Source organism: Methylibium sp. (assembly GCF_031393925.1).
GTDB lineage: Bacteria > Pseudomonadota > Gammaproteobacteria > Burkholderiales > Burkholderiaceae_C > Methylibium.
In genome coordinates, this window is sequence record NZ_JANMWL010000313.1 from 1 (window position 1) to 2394 (window position 2394).

Sequence of the window (2394 nt, forward strand, 5' to 3'; positions counted from 1 at the left end):
CGGCAGCGCCGCGGTCGATGCGGCGCGCTCGGCCGGCGCCGAGCAGCACGCCGGCCCGGAGTTCGCCACCGCGCGGCAAAAACTGGAAAACGCGCGCACGCAAGTCGGTTTCGGCGACAACGTGCAGGCGCGCTGGCTCGCCGAAGAAGCCGAGGTCGATGCACAGGTGGCGCTCTCGCGCGCGGCGGCGCAGCGGTCTCAGCTCGCCGCGGCCGAGGTCGAGGCGGGACTGCGCGCCCTGCGTGAAGCACTGGGTCGTGGCGAGCCTGATCAGCGAAATGCCATGCCGCAGCCGGTGATGCCGCCTCGCGTGGGGTCGGAGCAGGCGCGATGAGACTTTCATCGATGCTCGCTCGCGACCCAGAAGCACATTCGCGCGCCCTCATGACGGCGGTCGTGATGCCCATGGTGCCCATCATGCCCATGGCCATGCCCGTCGTGCCCGTGGTACCCGCGGTGAAGTCGATGTCGTTCGGTGCCGGCCTGCTCTTGGCCTGCGGCGCCACCTTGCTGGTCGCCGCGTGCCAGACCGCCCCGCCCCGCAACACTGCGCTCGACACCGCGCGCCGGGCGCTGGCCGGCGCAAAGGCCGACCCCGAGGTGGCGAGCGGCGCGAGCATCGAATTGCGCCGCGCCGAGTCGGAGTTCGCCCGCGCCGAGCGCGCCTGGGAAGAGCGCCGCGACGAGGCCGAGACGCGGCACCTGGCCTACCTTGCGCGCCAGCGCGCCGCGATCGCCACCCACACCGGCTTGCAGCGGACGGCCGACTCCAGGCTGCGGCAGGCCGGCACCGAGCGTGCGCGTCTCAGCGCCGATGCCGTGCGCGGCCGCGCGAGCGAGGTCGCGCGGCCGGTGGCGCTGCCGCCGGCCACCGCGGCGTCGACGGCCGCGCCGGTGATATTGACCCCGGCACCGACACCGGCGCCGGTCCTGCAGGCGCAAGCGCAGCCATCGGCATCTGCATCCGCATCGCCATCGCCACCGGTTCCTGCATCGGCACCGGCATTGCCGTCATCGCCATCCCAAACGCAGACTCCTGCCCAACCAGCGACCGCCGCACCGCCTGCGGCCAACGGCCGCGGCGGGCAGTTCATCGCGCCGACCCCGCAAGGGGCCGCGGCGACGGGCACACCGGCCGACACGCCACGCACGTCGCAGTTCATTGCGCCCGCGCCCGCCCCGGCGCGCTCGGTGCAGCCCGCGCCCGCGCAGCGCGACCGCGACGAAGCGCTGCAGCGGCAGCTGGCGCAGATCGACGCCCGCGACACCGCACGCGGCATGGTCGTTACCTTGCCCGACGTGCTGTTCGACCTGGGTGGCTCGCGCCTGAAGCCGGGCGGTCGCCGCACCCTCGAGCAGTTGGTGGGCGTGATGCAGCGCTTCCCGGAGCGGCGCGTACTGCTCGAGGGCTTTACCGACAACATCGGCCCGCAGTTCATCAACTACGACCTGTCTCAACGCCGCGCCGAGGCCCTGCGCACCGCCTTGCTGGCCGTCGGCGGCGACGCCCGGCGCATCGACATCAGCGCACAGGGCCCGTTCTTCCCGGTGGCGAGCAACAGCACCTCGAGCGGGCGCGCGCAGAACCGCCGCGTCGAGGTGATCTTCTCCGACGAAAACGGGCGCTTCCCGCCGCGCTGAGGCCAGGCCACTGCGCGCGCAGCCCCGCCGCCCATGGAGCCGCCGGTCGCACCGGCCGTTTCAACGCCCGGCGGCGCCGATCTCGGCGATGACGACGTCGAGGAACTGCGCCGGCACGATGGGCTTGAACTCGACGCGGGCGAAACCAGCGGCCAGCGCCTGAGCGCGGTGTGCGTCGTCGCTGTAGGCGGTGACGGCAATCGCCCTCGGCGCGAGTGGCCGCTCGCGCAGGCGGCGCATGAATGCCAGGCCGTCCATGCCGGGCAGGCCGAGGTCGCTGATGACCAGGTCGAACACGCCGTTCTCGGCCGCGGCGAGCGCCTGCTCGGGCTGGTCGAAGGCGCGCACGACGGCGCCCTGCTGACGCAGCAGCAGGCTCATCAGCTCCAGCGAGTCGGCCTCGTCCTCGAGCACCAGGATGCGCCGCCAGGCCAGCGGCAGCGAGCCCTCGTGTGGCGACGCGCTGCCGGCGTGGCCGGCGGCGTCGAGCGGTCCGCGCGCGTCGCGGGCGTCGACTGGCGGCGCCGTGGCGTCGGCCGGGTCGCGCTCCGCCGCGCGGGTGCCGCCCGGTGGCGCGTCAGCGGCCGAAACGGCGGGCGGCGGCGCACCCTGCGGCATGTCGAGCAGCGGCAGCTCGACCAGCGCGCGCGTGCCCCGCCCCGGGCCGTCGCTGGTGACACTGACCTTGCCGCCGTGCAGCAGTGCCAGGCCCTGCGCGATCGCCAGGCCGATGCCCAGGCCGCCGTGCGGGCG

Annotated in this window: 3 protein-coding genes; 2 read left to right on the plus strand and 1 reads right to left on the minus strand. The window is 74.3% G+C overall.

Features of this window, described 5'->3' with window-relative positions; translation table 11 throughout:
* Together RMO12_RS15895 and RMO12_RS15900 are read left to right on the plus strand one after the other, a co-directional pair.
* The coding region (locus tag RMO12_RS15895; protein WP_309640018.1) for a DUF4398 domain-containing protein at positions 1-334 on the plus strand (334 nt) is incomplete at its 5' end.
* Between the two features lie 65 nt (positions 335-399).
* Complete coding sequence (locus tag RMO12_RS15900) at positions 400-1641, plus strand: OmpA family protein (RefSeq protein WP_309640019.1); 1242 nt, start codon at positions 400-402, stop codon at positions 1639-1641.
* A gap of 60 nt (positions 1642-1701) precedes the next feature.
* On the opposite strand, the gene RMO12_RS15905 is transcribed toward RMO12_RS15900, so the two are convergent.
* A partial coding sequence (locus RMO12_RS15905) for a response regulator (RefSeq protein WP_309640020.1) occupies positions 1702-2394 on the minus strand: 693 nt, incomplete at its 5' end.